This window comes from Bacteroides pyogenes DSM 20611 = JCM 6294 (genome assembly GCF_000428105.1).
In the GTDB taxonomy this organism is placed as follows: domain Bacteria; phylum Bacteroidota; class Bacteroidia; order Bacteroidales; family Bacteroidaceae; genus Bacteroides; species Bacteroides pyogenes.
Window position 1 is genome coordinate 23,441 of sequence record NZ_ATZH01000028.1, and the last position, 18,373, is coordinate 41,813.

An 18,373-nucleotide genomic window follows, 5' to 3' on the forward strand; every position below is an offset into this window, starting at 1 on the left:
TCGATATGAGCAGATGCAATACCGGTATTGTGGTCGGAGCGGTTTGCAACTTCCGCTTATTTCTTTGGGGCTGTGGCATAACTTCGGCAGTGCGGACGACTTCGGGGTAGCTACTCAAATGATTAAATATGCTTTCGATCATGGAGTAACTCATTTTGATTTAGCGAATAATTACGGCCCTGTACCCGGAAGCGCAGAAACAAACTTCGGTCGTATTCTGAAAGCGAATTTCCGGGGTTATCGGGATGAAATGATTATCTCTTCGAAGGCTGGGCATGAGATGTGGGCAGGCCCTTATGGCGGCAACAGTTCACGCAAGAACATAATGGCGAGCGTCGACCGGAGTTTGCAGCGTACCGGTCTCGAATATTTCGACGTGTTCTACAGTCATCGCTACGATGGGGTTACTCCGGTCGAAGAGACCGTTCAGGCGCTTATTGACATTGTCCGACAAGGCAAAGCGCTTTACGCAGGCATTTCCAAATACCCGCCCCAAGAAGCTCGCGCGGCATACGTCATGCTCCGCGAGGCAGGGGTGCCTTGCCTGCTGAGCCAATATCGCTATAGCATGTTCGATCGTGCGGTCGAAGCGGAAAACCTTTCGACGGCTGCGGAATATGGTTCGGGCTTTATTGCTTTCTCCCCTTTGGCGCAGGGATTACTCACCGACAAATATCTGACGGGTATTCCGGAGGGCTCTCGTGCAGCCCGTACTTCCGGTTTTCTGCAACGCTCTCAAGTCACTCCGGAAAAGGTTGAAATGGCGCGCAGATTGAACGATCTTGCCGCTCTTCGCGGACAGACACTGGCCGAAATGGCTTTGGCTTGGGTGCTGAGAGACGAACGGGTGACATCGGTGATTGTCGGAGCCAGTTCGGTGGAACAGCTTGCCGACAATCTGCGCGCTTTGCAGCGTCTTGCATTTTCTCCCGACGAGCTGAAAAAGATTGATGACATCTTGCAGCTTTTTTGATTTGGATATTCGACAGTTAATAGAGAGAAAAGGGGGAGGTCTCGTTTACTGCTCCGATACATCTCGATATGCCTGTTTGTTAGCCTGAATGCAACGCAAAATAGTATATCCGGAAAATAAAAGCAAACAGCACGGTTTCTAAAGTTTATCGGCAAAAGCATACCGGATTTACTTTACTTTTCGTACTTTTGCAATAAATATCCTCATATCATGAAGAATGGATCGATATATAAATTGCTGAATTTTATTGATACTCCCGATGACCTGCGACGTCTCGATGTAGAAAAGCTGCCGGAAGTATGCGATGAACTCAGAAAAGACATCATCGCAGAAGTATCATGCAATCCCGGGCATTTTGCCGCCAGTCTGGGAACTGTGGAGCTGACCGTTGCCTTGCATTATGTCTTCAACACTCCTTACGACCGTATCGTATGGGACGTAGGCCATCAGGCATACGGACACAAGATACTGACAGGACGTCGCGAGGCTTTCTCCACCAACAGGAAACTCGGCGGAATCCGACCTTTCCCTTCACCGGAGGAGAGCGAATACGATACTTTCACCTGCGGGCATGCTTCGAATTCCATTTCGGCGGCTTTGGGCATGGCTGTGGCGGCAGCCGAGAAAGGAGAAAACGACCGCCATGTGGTGGCCGTCCTCGGTGACGGTTCGATGAGCGGAGGATTGGCTTTCGAGGGGTTGAACAATGCGTCGAGCACACCCAACAATCTGCTTATCATACTGAACGACAACGATATGTCTATCGACCGCAGCGTCGGCGGGATGAAACAATATCTGTTCAACCTCACCACTTCCAGCCCTTACAACCGGTTGCGGTTCAAGGCCTCGCAAGCTTTGTCGAAAATAGGCATACTGAACGAGGAAAGGCGCAAAGCGCTGATCCGCTTCGGCAACAGTCTCAAATCGATAGCCGCCCGCCAACAGAACATATTCGAAGGAATGAACATCCGCTACTTCGGGCCCATAGACGGGCATGACGTGAAGAATTTGGCACGGGTGCTGCATGATATCAAAGACATGCGCGGCCCGAAGATATTGCATCTGCATACCGTTAAAGGCAAAGGGTTCGCTCCGGCGGAGAAGCATGCCACCGAATGGCACGCGCCCGGCAAATTCAATCCGGCAACCGGAGAACGCCTGATCAGCAATACCGACGGTATGCCTCCGCTCTTTCAGGATGTGTTCGGAGATACGTTGGTAGAATTGGCGGAACTCAATCCGAATATTGTGGGCGTCACGCCCGCCATGCCTACCGGCTGCTCGATGAACATGCTCATGGAGAAAATGCCGCGAAGAGCTTTCGACGTCGGCATAGCCGAAGGTCATGCCGTCACATTTTCGGGGGGCATGGCGAAAGAAGGGCTACAGCCGTTCTGCAACATCTATTCCTCGTTCATGCAGCGGGCATACGATAATATCATACACGATGTAGCCATCCAAAAGTTGCCGGTGGTTTTCTGTCTCGACAGGGCCGGGCTGGTAGGCGAAGACGGACCCACCCACCACGGAGTGTTCGACATGGCCTATCTGCGGCCGATACCGAATCTGACTATCGCTTCGCCCATGGACGAGCACGAATTGCGAAGATTGATGTACACCGCCCAGCTTCCCGACAAGGGGCCTTTCGCAATTCGCTATCCGCGCGGACGCGGGGTGTTGGTCGACTGGAAATGTCCGCTGGAAGAGATTCCCGTAGGCACAGGCCGACGGCTGAAGGATGGGAAAGACCTCGCCGTTGTCACCATAGGCCCGATAGGGAACGCTGCCGGACGTGCCATCGCCCGTGCCGAAGAAGCGTCGGGAAAGTCGATAGCCCACTACGACCTCAGGTTCCTCAAACCGCTGGATGAGCATCTGCTGCATGAAGTCGGCAAACGGTTCAAGCGCATTATAACCATCGAAGACGGTGTTGTGAAAGGCGGAATGGGAAGCGCCCTTCTCGAGTTTATGGCGGAAAACGGCTATACTCCGTCGGTAAAACGCATGGGAATCCCCGACAGCTTCGTTGAGCACGGCGCCGTCGCCGAGTTGCACCGGCTTTGCGGGCTGGCTGAAGAAAGCCTCGTAAACGCATTTCTCGAAGAAGAAACCTGTCGGCAGGAAACAAAAAAACAGGTAGAGAAAGAAGCCTATATATAAACGTTTTCACCCGGTCGGGTTAGCGGTGGAAACGCGCAAGACTGCTTTTCGAAGCAAACGGAATTTCCGTTGAAGGCAAACAGAGCTTCCGTTGAAGGCAAACAGAACTTCTGTTGGAGGCAAACAGAGCTTCTGTTGGACGCAAACAGAGCTTCTGTTGAAGGCAAACAGAGCTTCCGTTGAAGGCAAACAGAACTTCTGTTCCGGAGCAATGGAATCGCTGTTTTTCTAACGCAGAGAGCTTGTTCCGGATAGGAAAGAATCTTTGCGTCAGGCTCAGCAAAGCCTGTGTCAGCCGCAGGTACGATACATGCGCTTTGCCTGACGCAGGTTGGGAAAAAGACAGAATGCCTGTTTCGGAGAAATAACCTCCCGGTTGCAAAGAAGCGGAACATGTGACTGCCGAGCTTTGTGAATGAAAATATGCGGCGATGAGTGAATATCGCAATTCGCCGAAGGTTGGTAAACTTGTAAACAGACCCAGAAATAACAAAAAGAGTAAAATGAAGATAATTATCGCAGGTGCCGGAAACGTAGGTACTCATTTGGCTAAATTGTTATCCCGCGAACGCCAAGACATCATATTGATCGATGACGACGAGGAAAAATTGAGCGCGATCGGTTCCAATTTCGACCTGCTGACAGTTGTTGCCTCCCCTTCTTCCATCTCCGGATTGAAAGAGGTGAAAGTGAAAGAAGCAGACCTTTTCATCGCAGTCACTCCGGACGAAAGCCGGAACATGACCGCCTGCATGATAGCCACCAACCTGGGAGCTAAAAAGACGGTAGCCCGCATCGACAACTACGAATACCTCGAACCTAAGAACAAAGAATTTTTCGAAAAGCTGGGGGTAGATTCGCTTATTTATCCCGAGATGCTCGCCGCCAAAGAAATCGTTTCGTCGATGCGCATGAGTTGGGTGCGCCAATGGTGGGAGTTCTGCGGAGGCGCGCTCATCCTGATCGGTACCAAAATGCGCGAGAAAGCCGAGATTTTGGACATTCCGCTGCATAAACTGGGAGAGCCTAACATCCCCTACCACATCGTAGCCATCAAGCGGGGAACGGAGACAATCATTCCTCGCGGCGAGGACGTGATCAAGCTTCATGATATCGTCTACTTCACTACCACCCGCAAGTATATACCTTATATCCGCAAGATTGCCGGTAAAGAAGATTATGTAGACGTGCGCAACGTGATGATCATGGGCGGCAGCCGCATAGCCGTGCGCACGGCACAAAACGTGCCCGACTACATGCAGGTGAAAATCATAGAGAGCGACCTCGCCCGCTGCGGGCGTCTGACCGAGATGCTCGACGACAAGACCATGATTATCAACGGCGACGGGCGAGACATGGATCTGCTGATGGATGAAGGATTGAAGACTACCGAGGCGTTCGTGGCTCTTACGGGCAATTCGGAAACGAATATTCTCGCTTGTCTCGCGGCCAAGCGCATGGGCGTAAGGAAAACGGTTGCCGAGGTGGAGAATATCGACTACATCGGCATGGCCGAAAGCCTCGATATCGGTACGGTCATTAACAAGAAGATGATTGCAGCCAGTCACATCTACCAGATGATGCTCGACGCCGATGTGAGCAATGTGAAATGCCTGACATTCGCCAATGCCGACGTGGCGGAGTTTACCGTTCCGCCGGGCGCCAAAATCACCAGACATCTCATCAAGGACTTGGGACTGCCGAAGGGTACCACCATCGGCGGCATGATACGCAACGGCGAAGGCGTTTTGGTGACCGGCGACACCCAGATACAGGCGGGCGACCATGTAGTCGTGTTCTGCCTCAGCATGATGATTAAAAAAATTGAGAAGTTCTTCCATTAACCACGCTATATATCGATGATCAACTCGAAGATGATATTCAGGATACTCGGTTTCTTGCTTTTGATAGAAACAGCCATGCTTATATGCTGCGGCGGGGTATCGCTTTTCTACGGAGAGAACGATTTGGACAGCTTTCTGCTTTCGTCGGCGGCAACCTCCTGTGTGGCCGTTGTAATGCTTATCCTCGGGCGGGGAGCCGAAAAATCGCTCAATCGTCGCGACGGGTATGTCATCGTCAGCTTCTCGTGGGTTGCCTTCTCTCTGTTCGGAATGCTTCCTTATTACATCGGAGGATATATCCCCGGCGTTACCGACGCGTTCTTCGAAACGATGTCGGGCTTCAGCAGTACGGGAGCCACCATTATGGACAACATCGAGTCGATGCCTCACGGGATACTCTTCTGGCGTGCCATGACTCAATGGATAGGGGGATTGGGAATCGTCTTCTTCACCATCGCCGTACTTCCTATCTTCGGTGTGGGAGGCATACAGGTGTTTGCCGCAGAGGCGAGCGGTCCCACCCACGATAAGGTTCATCCGCGCATCGGCGTCACCGCCAAGTGGATATGGAGCATTTACGCCGGAATGACGGGCACGCTCATCATACTGCTCATGATGGGCGGAATGAGTACTTTCGACAGTGTCTGCCATGCTTTCACCACTACCAGTACGGGCGGATTCTCCACCAGACAAGCCAGCATCGAGTACTACCGGTCGGCCTACATCGACTACGTGATATCGGTTTTCATGTTTTTTTCGGGAGTCAATTTCACGCTGTTGCTCATGCTTTTCAACGGCAAAATAAAGAAATTCATCCACGACATAGAGCTGAAGTTTTATTTCCTGTCCGTCGCTTTCTTCACGCTCTTCATCGCTTTCTGGCTCTACCGCACCACTCCGATGGAGGGTGAAGAGGCCTTTCGCAAGTCCTTGTTTCAAGTCATCTCCCTGCACACGTCCACCGGATTTGCTACCGCCGACTATATGCTGTGGCCCTCCGTCCTTTGGGGATGCCTTGTCATCGTGATGATTATGGGCGCTTGTGCGGGAAGCACTACGGGAGGAATGAAATGCATCCGGATGGTCATTCTTTTCAAGATAGCCAAGAACGAGTTCAAGCATATTCTGCATCCCAATGCCGTGTTGCCTGTGCGCATCAACAAACATGTCATCGCATCCGGCGTTCAGTCCACTGTGTTGGCGTTTACCTTTCTGTATGCGGTCATTGCCGTCATCAGCATTCTTGTGATGATGGGGCTGGGGGTAGGATTCATGGAGTCTGTGGGAACGGTGGTTTCGAGCATCGGAAACATGGGGCCTGGACTCGGGCAGTGCGGACCGGCTTATACATGGAGCGCCTTGCCCGACGCGGCAAAATGGCTGCACTCGTTCCTCATGCTCCTCGGGCGTCTGGAGTTGTTCACGGTACTGCTGCTGTTCGACTCTGATTTCTGGAGAAAGAACTAAAACGCCGCCTCGATTCTGTGGCAAAACATCCGTGAGTCATCCGCCGGTAAAAATTAAAAGCCTTCTGCAAAAGAAAGCACGTCCGGCTGAAAAGGATTTCGAGTTTATCTGAAAAGAAAGGGTCTGTTTTTCTAAACGCAAAATTCTTTTGAGGGAATCGGATATGCTTTTCAGGTAAACGCCGGTTTCACACATTCAGCAAACAATACGGGCATTCAGCAAAAGTTGGAGCTTACCTTCTGGCGTAACAATATCTATATGCCTTACAAAAAGAGCTGCCGCAAGAATTTGCAACCGGATACCCCCCGATGTTCGCCTCCGGAAATTGACTTAAATCAATTTGAGTGCTAAAAAACCTTTTTTTGCAACCTGCAGATTGCAAAAGGTAAAAATATTAATTCTATCTTTGCATCCGTTAAAGGGATAAAGGTAAAGATGAAACAATATTTTACATATGGGCTATTGTTGGCGCTCGCTTTGCTGACTCATTCCGTTGGAAGCAGAACAACGGGAAAAAGCGACAAAGGTGTGCCGCCGGTTTACCGTCAGGAGCAATGCTTCGTATCTGAAGAACATCCCGACCATAGTCTTTTCCAGCACCTTTATCATTTCTATTCCACTCAGGCTTGCGACATAAGCCATGCGGATATGACGCATGACTCCACAGACAAAAACCCGGAGCTGTTGCTTTCCGGTTTTCGGGGATATGACACGTTCGCCGTTCCGGCAGCTTCGCACATACCGCATGCGCATCCTTATTTCCGCCATCCGAACAACCATTATATATATGGTTTAAGGAAAATCGTCGTTTAGCCGACACCTATCGTCTGTATTTTACACCCGACTTTATCCGTCAATCAGTCTCTTCTCCGGTGGGCGAAGAATGAATTGGCTATTTCTTATCATATACCATCCAAACAACTGTTGAGATTATGAATTTTACATTATTAGTTGTTGTTTTACTGACAGCGATCGCTTTCGTGGGGGTTGTCATAGCGCTTTCACGCGCCATCTCTCCACGCTCGTACAACGCCCAGAAGTTCGAGGCTTACGAATGCGGCATACCGACACGCGGCAAATCGTGGATGCAATTCCGCGTAGGATACTACCTGTTTGCTATCCTGTTTCTGATGTTCGACGTAGAAACCGCCTTCCTCTTCCCTTGGGCGGTAGTGATGCGCGATTTAGGGCCTCAGGGCTTGGCGGGCATTCTTTTCTTTTTCGTCATTCTGGTTCTGGGCCTCGCTTATGCCTGGAGGAAAGGAGCGCTGGAATGGAAGTAAGCAAAAAACCGAAAATCAAATCGATTCCGTATGAAGAGTTTACTGACAACGAATCGTTGGAGAAGCTCGTCAAGGAACTCAATGCCGGAGGGGCGAATGTCGCTCTCGGCGTACTCGACGACTTTGTCAACTGGGGGCGCAGCAACTCGCTGTGGCCGCTTACGTTCGCAACAAGTTGTTGCGGCATCGAATTCATGGCATTGGGAGCTGCCCGTTACGACATGGCACGCTTCGGGTTCGAAGTAGCCCGTGCCAGTCCGCGGCAGGCGGATATGATTATGGTTTGCGGGACAATCACCAACAAAATGGCTCCGGTATTGAAACGCCTGTACGATCAGATGCCCGACCCGAAATACGTGATAGCCGTAGGCGGATGTGCCGTCAGCGGAGGACCCTTCAAGAAATCGTACCACGTAGTGAACGGAGTAGACAAGATTCTGCCCGTAGACGTCTACATTCCCGGCTGTCCGCCGCGCCCCGAAGCGTTTTACTACGGAATGATGCAGCTGCAACGCAAGGTGAAGATAGAGAAGTTCTTCGGCGGCACCAACAGAAAAGAAAAGAAACCGGAAGAATAAAAACAACAGTCACAATCATGCAAGAAATTACATATATATCCCCTGAGGCGCTGCACGATGAGATGCTGCGCTTGCGAAACGAGAGGCAGATGGACTTCCTCGAAAGTCTCACCGGTATGGATTGGGGAGTAGCGGACGAGAAAGACAATCCGGAGAAGCTCCGTGGGTTGGGCGTGGTTTACCATCTGGAATCGACAGCCACCGGCGAACGGATGGCTTTGAAAACGGCAACGGACAACCGCGAACTGCCGGAGCTTCCTTCCGTGAGCGACATTTGGAAAATCGCCGATTTCTACGAACGGGAGGTATTCGACTTCTACGGCATTCTTTTCATCGGCCATCCCGACATGCGTCGCCTCTACCTGCGCAACGACTGGGTGGGGTATCCCTTGCGTAAGGACAACGATCCGGAAAAAGAAAATCCGCTTCGTATGGACAATGAGGAGACGTTCGACACGACTCAGGAAATCGAACTGAATCCCGACGGAACGATCAAAGACATAGAGACGAAACTCTTCGGCGAGCAGGAATACGTGGTCAACATCGGTCCCCAGCACCCTGCCACGCATGGAGTGATGCGCTTTCGCGTATCGTTGGAAGGAGAAACCATCCGCAAGATCGACGCCAACTGCGGCTACATCCACCGGGGTATAGAGAAGATGAACGAAAGTCTCACTTACCCGCAAACGCTGGCTCTGACCGACCGCCTCGACTATCTGGGCGCTCACCAGAATCGTCATGCACTGTGCATGTGTATCGAGAAAGCGATGGGCATCGAGGTGAGCGACCGTGTACAGTACATCCGCACCATCATGGACGAGCTGCAACGCATCGACTCGCACCTGCTTTTCTACTCCTGTCTGGCAATGGACTTGGGTGCGCTGACCGCCTTCTTCTATGGTTTCCGCGACCGCGAGAAGATTCTCGACATTTTCGAAGAGACGTGCGGCGGACGGTTGATAATGAACTACAACACCATCGGCGGCGTGCAGGCCGACATCCATCCCAACTTTGTGAAACGGGTGAAGGAGTTTATTCCTTACTTGCGCGGTATCATTCACGAATATCACGAAATATTCACCGGAAACATCATCGCCCGTTCCCGCCTGAAAGGGGTCGGCGTATTAAGCCGTGAAGACGCCATCTCTTTCGGATGCACCGGAGGCACGGGACGCGCTTCGGGCTGGGCTTGCGATGTGCGCAAACGGATGCCTTACGGCGTATACGACAAGGTAGACTTCAAAGAAATCGTCTATTCCGAAGGCGACTCGTGGGCACGCTACAGGGTACGCATGGACGAAATAGAAGAAAGCATGCGCATCATCGAGCAGTTGATAGACAACATTCCGGATGGCGCTTATCAGGAAAAGACGAAACCTGTGATTCGCGTTCCCGAAGGAAGTTATTATGCTGCGGTAGAAGGCAGTCGCGGAGAGTTCGGCGTATTCCTCGAAAGCCAAGGGGATAAAATGCCTTACCGGCTTCATTACCGTTCTACGGGATTGCCGCTGGTGGCAGCCATCGATACCATTTGCAGGGAAGCCAAAATCGCCGACCTGATAGCCATTGGCGGAACGCTGGACTATGTAGTTCCCGATATAGACAGGTAATGCAACAATACAAATTCTAATCATTCAAACAAAAAGATGTTCGATTTTAGTATAATAACAAGCCGGATACATGGCTTATTGCTCTCTTTGATGCCTGAGGGAGCGGCTGTTTTTATAGAATGCGTGCTCATCGGCTTATGCATCGTCGCTTTGTATGCCATACTGGCCATCGTATTGATTTATATGGAACGAAAGGTGTGCGCGTTCTTCCAATGCCGCATCGGGCCCAACCGGGTCGGGAAGTGGGGCTCCATTCAAGTGCTTTGCGACGTGTTGAAGATGCTGACCAAAGAAATATTCACACCGAAAGAAGCCGACCGTTTTCTTTATAACCTCGCTCCATTCATGGTGATTGCCGCCTCTTTCCTAACCTTCTCGTGCATTCCTTTCAATAAAGGCGCCGAGGTGCTCGACTTCAACGTAGGGGTATTCTTTCTGCTGGCAGCCTCCGGCATAGGCGTTGTGGGTATTCTGCTTGCCGGATGGGGAAGCAACAACAAATTCTCGTTGATCGGCGCCATGCGCAGCGGCGCGCAAATCATCAGCTACGAGCTTTCCGCCGGAATGAGCATCATGACCATGGTGGTATTGATGGGAACGATGCAGTTTTCTCAAATCGTAGAGAATCAGGCCGACGGATGGTTTATCTTCAAAGGACATGTTCCTGCCGTGATTGCTTTTATCACATACCTCATTGCCGGAAACGCGGAATGCAATCGCGGACCGTTCGACCTCCCCGAAGCGGAGAGTGAGCTGACGGCGGGATATCACACCGAATACTCGGGCATGCATTTCGGGTTCTTTTATCTGGCGGAATATCTGAACCTTTTTATCGTAGCCGCCGTTGCCACCACCGTTTTTCTGGGCGGATGGATGCCGCTGCACGTATCCGGGCTCAACGGATTCAACAGTGTGATGGACTGCATTCCCGGTTTCATCTGGTTCTTCGCCAAGGCTTTCTTCGTGGTATTCCTGCTGATGTGGGTCAAATGGACATTCCCCCGTTTGCGAATCGACCAGATTCTGAGTCTGGAATGGAAATATCTGGTTCCTATCTCGATGGTCAATTTATTATTGATGGCATGTTGCGTGGCCTTCGGCTTTCACTTTTAACAAACGAATATAACAGCAATTGATTATTATGGAATATAAAGAAGAGAAAGACTCCTATTTCGGCAACCTGACACGGGCCGTCGGCAGCCTGACTGCCGGGATGAAGACAAGCATCAGGGTGTTCTTCCGCAAAAAAATAACCGAGCAATATCCGGAAAACCGGAAAGAGCTGCGGATGTTCGACCGCTTTCGCGGAACACTGACCATGCCGCACAATGAAAACAACGAGCACCGCTGTGTAGCCTGCGGGCTATGCCAGATGGCTTGCCCCAACGGCACCATCAGCGTAACCGGTGAAATGGTTGAAACCGAAGAAGGCAAGAAGAAAAAGATTCTGGCCGCATACGAGTACGACTTAGGCTCGTGCATTTTCTGCCAGTTGTGCGTCAATGCCTGCCCGCACGATGCCATCACGTTCGACCGGAACTTCGAGCATGCTGTTTTCGACCGCTCGAAACTCGTAATGCGACTCAACCGCGAAGGCAGCAAAGTCGTACAAAAGTGATGCGGCACCAAGCACCGGTTGCCACTATAAAATGCCGGATGCGGAAACAATCCGGCAACACGAATCAGTAAACATTAAAACATAAGTAAGAAATGGGAGCAACACTCGAAACTGTAATATTTTACTTTTTAGCCGCATTCATCATCGTCATGTCCGTGATGACGGTCACCACCCGGCGCATCGTACGCTCGGCCACCTATTTGCTTTTCGTACTTTTCGGAACGGCAGGCATTTACTTCCTGCTGGGCTATACTTTTCTGGGGTCTGTACAGATTATGGTTTACGCCGGAGGTGTCGTCGTACTCTATGTATTCTCCATTCTGCTCACCAGCGGAGAAGGCGATCGCGCCGAACGTCTGAAACGAAGCCGTTTTCTTGCAGGATTCTTCTCTATGATTGCCGGGGCGGCTATCGTCCTGTTCATCACACTGAAGCATAAATTCTTGCAGACCAAAGACCTTGCCCCGCTGGAGATAGATATCCACGATATCGGGCACGCTTTGCTCAGCAGCGATAAATACGGCTATGTATTGCCTTTCGAGGCAGTCAGCATCTTGCTGCTGGCTTGCATCATCGGCGGCATCATGATTGCCCGCAAACGATAAGAGAGACCCGATATGAATCTTCAAAACGCAAAAAACATTGATTTATGATACACATGGAATATTATCTGGTGGTTTCCACCGTCATGATGTTCGCGGGAATTTACGGATTCCTCACCCGCCGGAACACGTTGGCCATCCTCATCTCGATAGAGCTCATGCTGAATGCCACCGACATCAACTTCGCCGTGTTCAACCGTTTCCTTTTTCCCGAAGACACCGAAGGATACTTCTTCGCTCTGTTCTCGATTGCCATTTCGGCGGCGGAAACGGCGATAGCCATCGCTATCATGATTAACATCTACCGCAATATACGGAGCATTCAGGTTCGCAGTCTGGATGAAATGAAATGGTAACTAACTAAAAACAAACAACAGATATGGAATTAACGATTCTCATACTTCTCCTTCCCTTTCTCTCTTTCCTCATCACAGGCATCGGGGGAAAGCGGATGTCACACCGGACGGCGGGCACAATCGGCACACTGGTGTTGGGTGCGGTAACGCTTCTTTCGTACCTCACCGCTTTCCAATACTTCACCGCTCCGCGTCTCGGCGACGGCACATTGGCCACCATGATACCTTATAATGTCACATGGCTTCCTTTCACCGAGACGCTGCATTTCGATTTGGGCATTCTGCTCGATCCGATTTCCGTGATGATGCTCATCGTCATCTCCACCGTATCGCTCATGGTACACATCTACTCATTCGGCTATATGAAAGGCGAAAAGGGATTTCAGCGTTATTACGCCTTCCTTTCGCTGTTCACCATGTCGATGCTCGGACTGGTTGTTGCCACAAACATCTTCCAGATGTATCTCTTCTGGGAACTGGTAGGAGTCAGCTCCTACCTGCTGATCGGTTTCTACTACACAAAGGCCGCTGCGATTTCCGCCTCCAAGAAAGCGTTCATCGTTACACGCTTCGCCGATCTGGGGTTCCTTATCGGTATCCTGATTTACGGATACTACGGCGGTACCTTCGGTTTCACGCCCGATACAGTCTCACTAATCGGCGGAGGAGCGGCAATGCTTCCTCTGGCATTGGGACTGATGTTCATCGGCGGTGCGGGCAAGAGCGCCATGTTTCCTTTGCACATCTGGTTGCCCGATGCAATGGAAGGCCCCACACCCGTCAGTGCCCTGATACATGCCGCCACAATGGTAGTGGCGGGAGTATATCTGGTAGCCCGCATGTTTCCGCTCTTCATCGCCTATGCGCCCGACACGCTGCACATCGTAGCTTGGGTAGGAGCGTTCACCGCTTTCTATGCGGCGAGCGTAGCCTGTGTCCAGTCGGACATCAAACGCGTACTGGCCTTTTCCACCATTTCCCAAATCGGATTTATGATGGTGGCTTTGGGCGTTTGCACCTCTGCCGACCCTCATCACGGAGGGTTGGGATACATGGCCTCCATGTTCCACCTCTTCACCCATGCCATGTTCAAGGCATTGCTCTTTCTCGGTGCGGGAAGCATCATCCATGCCGTACACTCCAACGAGATGTCGGCAATGGGCGGATTGCGCAAATACATGCCCGTCACCCATTGGACATTCCTGATTGCCTGTCTTGCCATCGCAGGCATCCCGCCGTTCTCGGGATTTTTCTCGAAAGACGAAATTCTTGCGGCATGCTTTGGGTACAGCCCGACAATGGGTTGGGTAATGACGGTTATCGCCGCCATGACGGCCTTCTATATGTTCCGTCTCTACTACGGCATCTTCTGGGGCAAGACGCAACAGCCCGCCGCCGACTCGCCATGCGAACAACGGCACGCTCCGCATGAAAGTCCGCTGACGATGACTTTCCCCCTTCTGTTCCTTGCAGGCGTGACTTGTGTGGCCGGCTTCATCCCTTTCGGACACTTTATCAACGCCGACGGATCGGTTTATGACATCCACCTCGACCGGACGGTAGCCGTAACAAGCATCCTCGTTGCCCTGCTGTCGATAGCTCTGGCAACCTATATGTATAAAGGAGAAAAGCAATCCTTAGCGAATGCCCTTGCCGGACGCTTCGGCAGGTTGCATCGGGCTGCCTATCGCCGCTTCTACATCGACGAGGTTTACCGGTTTATCACTCACCGTATCATTTTCCGCTGCATCTCCGCTCCCATCGCATGGTGGGACCGCCATGTGGTAGACGGCTTCTTCGATTTCCTCGCATGGGCTACCGAAGCTGTGAGCGACGAGATACGCGGATTCCAGAGCGGACAAGTGCAACAATACGCTTATGTATTCTTCTGCGGGGCGCTGGCGCTGATCCTGCTGTTAATTCTTTAATTTGTAAATAGCTAAACAGTAAATAAAACAAGATGAATTTCTTATCTATCTTTGTACTCATCCCCTTATTGATGCTTGCCGCACTATGGGCTGCACGGGGGATTAAAGCGATTCGGGGAGTGATGGTCGCCGGCGCATCGGCACTGCTCGCCGCTTCCATCATTCTGACATTCCTTTATCTGGAAGAACGCCATGCCGGGAATACGGCGGAGATGCTTTTCCGTGCCGACACGCTTTGGTACGCACCGCTTCACATCGCCTATTCGGTAGGGGTCGACGGCATTTCGGTAGCCATGCTGCTGCTTTCTTCCATTATCGTCTTCACCGGAACATTCGCTTCATGGCGCCTGCAACCGCTCACCAAAGAGTATTTCCTATGGTTTACGTTATTGTCGCTGGGCGTATTCGGATTCTTTATTTCCGTCGATCTCTTCACCATGTTCATGTTCTACGAAATAGCGTTGATCCCCATGTATCTGCTCATCGGTGTCTGGGGATCGGGGCGGAAGGAATATGCCGCCATGAAGCTGACGCTCATGCTGATGGGCGGTTCCGCTTTTCTGCTGATCGGTATTCTCGGCATCTTTTCCGGTTCGGGGGCAACAACGATGAATATCCTCGAGATTGCGCAGTTGCACAACATACCCTTCGAGCAGCAATGCATCTGGTTTCCGCTCACGTTCCTCGGCTTCGGAGTATTGGGAGCTCTTTTCCCGTTCCATACATGGAGTCCCGACGGCCATGCTTCGGCCCCGACGGCAGTCTCCATGCTCCATGCCGGCGTGCTGATGAAGCTGGGAGGCTACGGATGTTTCCGCATAGCCATGTTCCTTCTGCCCGAAGCTGCTCAAGAACTTGCGTGGATATTCCTGATACTCACAGGCATCTCTGTGGTTTACGGAGCATTTTCCGCATGCGTGCAGACAGACCTGAAATACATCAATGCCTACTCTTCGGTTTCACATTGCGGACTGGTGCTGTTTGCCATCCTGATGCTGAACCGTACGGCGGCGACGGGTGCTATCCTTCAGATGTTGAGCCACGGACTGATGACCGCTTTGTTCTTTGCCTTGATCGGCATGATTTACGGACGCACACATACGCGCGATGTTCGCCAACTTTCGGGTCTGATGAAGGTGATGCCTTTTCTCAGCGTCTGCTACGTCATTGCCGGGCTTGCCAATCTGGGGCTTCCCGGACTGAGCGGCTTCGTTGCCGAAATGACCATTTTCGTAGGTTCGTTCCAGAATGCCGACGTATTCCACCGCACACTGACGGTTCTCGCCTGCTCATCGATCGTCATCACTGCCGTCTACATTCTGAGGCTGGTGGGAAAGATACTCTACGGAACCTGCACCGACAAGCATCATCTTGAACTGACCGACGCCACATGGGATGAACGCGTAGCGGTGATCTGTCTCATTGTCTGTGTAGCCGGATTGGGACTCGCGCCTTTCTGGGTGAGCCGGATGATCGGCGAAAGCGTGATTCCCGTCGTTTCGCAGCTGATGCCGTAAAACAGCCAATCAATCAATCGTTATTCTATAAACAGTAAACAAAAAGATGGATTATTCACAATTTCTATACATGCGGGAAGAACTTTCGCTCATCGTTGTCCTGCTCGTTCTTCTCCTCGCCGACTTGTTCATGAGTCCGGACGCCCACAAGCAAACCGGAACTCCGGTTCTCAATACGGTACTCCCCGTAACGCTGATGACCCTCCACACCCTTATCAATCTGATACCGGGACAGACGGCCGACGCTTTCGGCGGAATGTATCACTACGTGCCCATGCACACCATCGTAAAGTCGGTTCTGAACATAGGCACACTCATCGTTTTCCTGATGGCGCACGAATGGATGAAGCGCGAAGACACGGCATTTAAGCAAGGAGAGTTCTACGTACTCACAGTTTCCACCCTGTTCGGGATGTATCTGATGATTTCCGCCGGGCACTTTCTGATGTTCTTCATCGGTCTGGAGACAGCTTCCATCCCGATGGCGGCACTGATCGCTTTCGACAAATACCGCCACCACTCGGCCGAAGCCGGTGCAAAGTACATCCTGACCGCCCTGTTCTCCAGCGCACTGCTGCTTTTCGGCCTGTCGATGATATACGGTTCGACGGGAACGCTTTACTTCGACGACCTTCCCGGACGTATCGACGGAAACCCTTTGCAGATTATGGCATTCGTGTTCTTCTTCACAGGCATGGCGTTCAAACTCTCGCTTGTTCCGTTCCATTTGTGGACGGCGGACGTGTACGAAGGCGCTCCGAGTGCGGTGACCGCCTATCTGAGCGTCGTCTCGAAAGGGTCTGCCGCCTTCGTGCTGATGACGGTTCTCATCAAAGTCTTTGCGCCGATGACAGACGACTGGCAAACGGTGCTTTACTGGGTAACGATTGTCACCATCACCATTGCCAACCTCTTTGCCATCCGCCAGCAGAACCTGAAACGCCTGATGGCATTCTCCAGTGTCTCGCAAGCAGGTTATATCATGCTGGGAGTTATCGGCGGAACCGCTCAGGGAATGACGGCATTGGTATACTACGTATTGGTATATGCCGTGGCCAACCTCAGCGTATTCGCAGTAATCACCATCATAGCCCTGCGCAGCCATAAGTTCACGTTAGAGGAATATGCGGGGCTTTATCGCACCAATCCGAAAATCGCCCTGCTGATGACGCTGTCTCTCTTCTCGCTGGCAGGCATTCCGCCTTTCGCAGGTTTCTTCTCGAAGTTCTTTATCTTCATGTCCGCATTCAATGCCGGATTCCATCTGCCGGTGTTCATTGCACTCGTCAACACGGTGGTTTCGCTTTATTATTATCTGCTTATCGTGAAGGCAATGTATATCACTCCATCAGACAATCCCGTCCCGACGTTCCGCAGCGACGCTTTCACCCGATGGGCATTGGCGCTTTGTGTCATCGGCATCGTAGGGCTGGGCATTGCAAGCATTGTCTATCAGACCATCGACAAGTTTGCTTTCGGCATATAGAAATGCTGCTGTCGGTAATCTTTAAAGAGCTTTGGAAATCCAATACTCTTTGGTAGGTATCAAAATTCCATAAATAAAAAAATCCCGGGAAAACCACATGGTCATTCCCGAGATTTTTAATTGTCTTTTATCAATTAATCGGTGATCTTTTTGTTGATAACGATATAGGATATAAGTCCTAATATAACGAGTACCATAGAGCCACCTAGAATGGAATTGTTGTTTACATTTCCTGTTAAGGAACAAATCAACAGAATAGCCACTCCAATCAAGATTAATATCAGTCCCAGATTCTTTAATAAGCCTTTCATGTGTGTGTATTTTAATAGATTATTATTTTCCAGTCACAAATTAAAGCATAATTCTTTAACGGGCGAAATAAATTAGGTGAAAAAACTATTATGAGAATAGATTTCATTCATTTTATGAATCGCATTCCTTTTTCTTTCGTTTAATCTTTGGTGTTATAGAATATTTTTTTCAAAACTTCCTGTCCTACGCTTAATTCTTCCATTGTGATTCCTTGCAACGCCTCTCTTAATGTTTGGTTGGCTATAATACGCGTTTTTTCTTCCAGTTCTTTTCCGTCTCTGGTTAAATGAATGAGGTTTGTACGGCGGTCTTTTTTGTCGGAAATACGTACGACCAGGTGTTGCTTTTCCATGTTGTCGATAAGACGTGTCATGCTGGGTTTGTCTTTAAAAGTTGCATTGCACAACTCTTGTTGGGTAATGCCGTCTTTTTCCCACAGGAAAATCAGTACGGTCCATTGCTCCGGACTGATTTCCAATCCGTTTTGTCGGAAGTTTCGATTTAACTTCCGATTGATCGCAGCAGAAACTTTGCCGTTTAAAATGGCAAATATAAGTCGGATATCAAAATTGAATTGCTCTATCATGAAATGATTGTTTAAACAACCTTGCAAATATACTTTACTTTTGGGATAATTCC

Annotated in this window: 17 protein-coding genes; 16 read left to right on the top strand and 1 reads right to left on the bottom strand. The window is 50.7% G+C overall.

The features are described 5' to 3' along the window. Positions 1-13: 13 nt before the first annotated feature. The 16 genes from C234_RS16120 to C234_RS0108060 all read left to right on the top strand — a co-directional run bounded on the left by C234_RS16120 (position 14) and on the right by C234_RS0108060 (position 17,422). On the top strand, positions 14-973 hold the full coding sequence (locus C234_RS16120) for an aldo/keto reductase (protein WP_051290202.1): 960 nt from the start codon (positions 14-16) through the stop codon (positions 971-973). A 210-nt stretch (positions 974-1,183) separates the two neighbouring features. After that, positions 1,184-3,133, top strand: coding sequence for a 1-deoxy-D-xylulose-5-phosphate synthase (dxs, locus tag C234_RS0107985; RefSeq protein WP_027325330.1), 1,950 nt, complete (start codon positions 1,184-1,186; stop codon positions 3,131-3,133). Positions 3,134-3,312: 179 nt separating this feature from the next. Beyond that, positions 3,313-3,501: a hypothetical protein gene (locus C234_RS17430; RefSeq protein ID WP_148295158.1), complete on the top strand. Its 189-nt coding sequence runs from the start codon at positions 3,313-3,315 to the stop codon at positions 3,499-3,501. Positions 3,502-3,636: 135 nt separating this feature from the next. Further along, positions 3,637-4,977: a Trk system potassium transporter TrkA gene (trkA, locus tag C234_RS0107995; protein ID WP_027325332.1), complete on the top strand. Its 1,341-nt coding sequence runs from the start codon at positions 3,637-3,639 to the stop codon at positions 4,975-4,977. Positions 4,978-4,992: 15 nt separating this feature from the next. After that, positions 4,993-6,444 (top strand): TrkH family potassium uptake protein, encoded by a 1,452-nt coding sequence (locus C234_RS0108000; RefSeq protein WP_027325333.1) that lies wholly within the window; start codon positions 4,993-4,995, stop codon positions 6,442-6,444. A 435-nt stretch (positions 6,445-6,879) separates the two neighbouring features. Beyond that, the gene (locus C234_RS0108010; protein WP_027325334.1) at positions 6,880-7,257 is read left to right on the top strand and encodes a hypothetical protein; all 378 of its coding nucleotides are present in this window, start codon (positions 6,880-6,882) and stop codon (positions 7,255-7,257) included. Positions 7,258-7,376: 119 nt separating this feature from the next. Further along, a complete protein-coding gene (locus C234_RS0108015) occupies positions 7,377-7,727 on the top strand; it encodes an NADH-quinone oxidoreductase subunit A (RefSeq protein ID WP_021645930.1) in 351 nt (116 codons plus the stop codon). Beyond that, the gene (locus tag C234_RS0108020) at positions 7,718-8,305 is read left to right on the top strand and encodes an NADH-quinone oxidoreductase subunit B (RefSeq protein WP_021645929.1); all 588 of its coding nucleotides are present in this window, start codon (positions 7,718-7,720) and stop codon (positions 8,303-8,305) included. The genes C234_RS0108015 and C234_RS0108020 overlap by 10 nt, the downstream gene beginning before the upstream one ends. Positions 8,306-8,322: 17 nt before the next feature. Continuing rightward, complete coding sequence (locus C234_RS0108025) at positions 8,323-9,915, top strand: NADH-quinone oxidoreductase subunit D (RefSeq protein WP_027325335.1); 1,593 nt, start codon at positions 8,323-8,325, stop codon at positions 9,913-9,915. Positions 9,916-9,951: 36 nt separating this feature from the next. After that, positions 9,952-11,028 (top strand): NADH-quinone oxidoreductase subunit NuoH, encoded by a 1,077-nt coding sequence (nuoH, locus tag C234_RS0108030; protein WP_027325336.1) that lies wholly within the window; start codon positions 9,952-9,954, stop codon positions 11,026-11,028. 28 nt (positions 11,029-11,056) lie between these two features. Continuing rightward, positions 11,057-11,533, top strand: coding sequence for a 4Fe-4S dicluster domain-containing protein (locus tag C234_RS0108035; protein WP_027325337.1), 477 nt, complete (start codon positions 11,057-11,059; stop codon positions 11,531-11,533). Between the two features lie 92 nt (positions 11,534-11,625). Beyond that, positions 11,626-12,138, top strand: a complete 513-nt coding sequence (locus C234_RS0108040; RefSeq protein ID WP_027325338.1) for an NADH-quinone oxidoreductase subunit J family protein — start codon at positions 11,626-11,628, stop codon at positions 12,136-12,138. Positions 12,139-12,182: 44 nt separating this feature from the next. Then, entirely contained in the window at positions 12,183-12,491 is a 309-nt protein-coding gene (gene nuoK / locus C234_RS0108045) for an NADH-quinone oxidoreductase subunit NuoK (protein ID WP_021645924.1), read from the top strand. A 23-nt stretch (positions 12,492-12,514) separates the two neighbouring features. Beyond that, the gene (gene nuoL, locus C234_RS0108050) at positions 12,515-14,419 is read left to right on the top strand and encodes an NADH-quinone oxidoreductase subunit L (RefSeq protein ID WP_027325339.1); all 1,905 of its coding nucleotides are present in this window, start codon (positions 12,515-12,517) and stop codon (positions 14,417-14,419) included. A gap of 32 nt (positions 14,420-14,451) precedes the next feature. After that, positions 14,452-15,936, top strand: a complete 1,485-nt coding sequence (locus C234_RS0108055; protein WP_027325340.1) for a complex I subunit 4 family protein — start codon at positions 14,452-14,454, stop codon at positions 15,934-15,936. 46 nt (positions 15,937-15,982) lie between these two features. Next, positions 15,983-17,422, top strand: coding sequence for an NADH-quinone oxidoreductase subunit N (locus C234_RS0108060; RefSeq protein ID WP_027325341.1), 1,440 nt, complete (start codon positions 15,983-15,985; stop codon positions 17,420-17,422). A gap of 451 nt (positions 17,423-17,873) precedes the next feature. Here the strand turns inward: C234_RS0108060 and C234_RS0108065 are convergent, their stop codons facing one another. Continuing rightward, positions 17,874-18,320 (bottom strand): MarR family winged helix-turn-helix transcriptional regulator, encoded by a 447-nt coding sequence (locus C234_RS0108065; protein ID WP_027325342.1) that lies wholly within the window; start codon positions 18,318-18,320, stop codon positions 17,874-17,876. Positions 18,321-18,373 lie beyond the last annotated feature (53 nt).